Origin of the sequence: Bradyrhizobium sp., assembly GCF_049581145.1 — a bacterium.
Lineage (GTDB): Bacteria > Pseudomonadota > Alphaproteobacteria > Rhizobiales > Xanthobacteraceae > Bradyrhizobium.
Genome location: NZ_JBAURI010000742.1, coordinates 1 through 1,502, shown reverse-complemented (window position 1 = coordinate 1,502; position 1,502 = coordinate 1). Strand labels below are relative to the sequence as shown.

The following is a 1,502-nucleotide window of genomic DNA, read 5'->3' as shown; positions in this document are numbered from 1 at the left end:
GTCCCTTGCGATTCGGCGGTCTGAGAACAAGCAATCGTGTTTCTAACAGCATGTGTGCGTTGGAGTAATCGACATGGACGACTCAAAGCCTACCGACATCGTCAACATGATGATCGATGCCGGCGTCAGGAAGTTGGAGCTCAGCCCGCGCGACCTGCTGATCCGTGGCGCGATTTCCGGCGCGCTGCTGGGCGCGGCGACCAGTTTCGCTTTTGTCGCGACGCTTTCCACCGGTCAGCAGCTCGCCGGCGCCATGGTGTTTCCGGTCGGCTTCGCCATGATCATGCTGCTCGGACTCGAACTCGTCACCGGCAACTTCGCGCTGCTGCCGCTTGCAGCGCTGGAAGGCAAGGCGCCCTGGGGGGCCGTAGTCGCCAACTGGTACTGGGTGTTTCTGGGCAATATGATCGGCACCATGGGCTTCGGCGCGCTGCTGGCGATCACGCTCACCAATATGGGCGCCACGGCGCCGACGCCGCTGGCCGCCCGCATCATTGCTTCGGCCGAGCTCAAGACGCTGTCAAACGAGGCGCTCGGCAATGCCGGCGTGATCATCGTCTTCGTCAAGGGCATTCTGTGCAACTGGCTGGTCTGCCTCGGTGTGGTGATGGCGATGATGGCCAGTTCGACGGCGGGCAAGATCGTGGCGGCCTGGCTGCCGATCGCGACCTTTGTCGCGCTGGGCTTTGAGCACTCGGTCGTCAACATGTTCGTGATTCCCACCGGCGTTCTGCTGGGCGCCAAGGTGACCCTCGCGCAATGGTGGCTGTGGAATCAGATCCCCGTCACGCTGGGAAATATGGTCGGCGGCTTCATCGGCCTCGCACTTTACGCCACCTACAAGCCGGTCAAAAAGCCGGTCCCGGCGCTGCCGGTCACGATGCGGACGCTGGCGGAATAGGCGCGAGCCGCCGCCCCGTCCGCAACCGTGTCAGCCACTCAGGACGTGATGGCGCTGTTGTTCGATTCAAGCGGGGGTGGCAGCAGCCTCGGTTCGGCCGGGGCGGCGTGCAGCAGGCTGGCGTAATAGGAGTGCCGTCGGCGCCTCGCCCGCGCCAAGTGACGGATCATGCCGACGACAGCCAGATAGAGCGCCGGCACGCAAAACAGCGCCAGTAACAGTATCTGCAGCACGTTCGACTTCCCGACGGCACCCTGTTCTTCCGTACTCACGGTGGATTCGGCCACTGGGGTCTCGCTCGTGCCGCTAGCGGTCTGTTCGGTCGTCTCTTGCCTGGTTTCCGGCTTGCTCTCTGGGCTGCCGGTCTGCTCCATCTCTTGACCGGTTGCTTGCCCGGTTTCTTGCCCAGTTTCTTGGGTCTGGCTGGCCGGCCCGGCCAGCGGCTGCGCCCGCCTCAGGAGCGCGAGGTCAGCATCGGGTATGGGTGGCGCGGACGGCTGAAGCTCCGCGGCGGGAGGCGCGACGTTCGGCGAGTTTTGCTCGGCCTGTTCAGGCGCCGGTGGCGGCGTCGGTGCGGTCGTCGCGGCCGGGCTGTTTGCGT

The 1,502-nt window shown here is 64.8% G+C and carries 1 protein-coding gene and 1 pseudogene; one reads left to right on the top strand and one right to left on the bottom strand.

The window, feature by feature from the left end; translation table 11 throughout:
• Positions 1-73 precede the first annotated feature (73 nt).
• A complete protein-coding gene (locus WCB02_RS24285) occupies positions 74-901 on the top strand; it encodes a formate/nitrite transporter family protein (RefSeq protein ID WP_423962155.1) in 828 nt (275 codons plus the stop codon).
• A 38-nt stretch (positions 902-939) separates the two neighbouring features.
• On the opposite strand, the pseudogene WCB02_RS24280 reads toward WCB02_RS24285, so the two are convergent.
• Positions 940-1,502, bottom strand: a pseudogene (locus WCB02_RS24280) (hypothetical protein); the annotation flags it as partial.

Excerpts from the sequence above, each read along its gene's own strand:
- WCB02_RS24285 (WP_423962155.1), top strand. The coding sequence starts at position 74 with ATGGACGACTCAAAGCCTACCGACATCGTCAACATGATGATCGATGCC.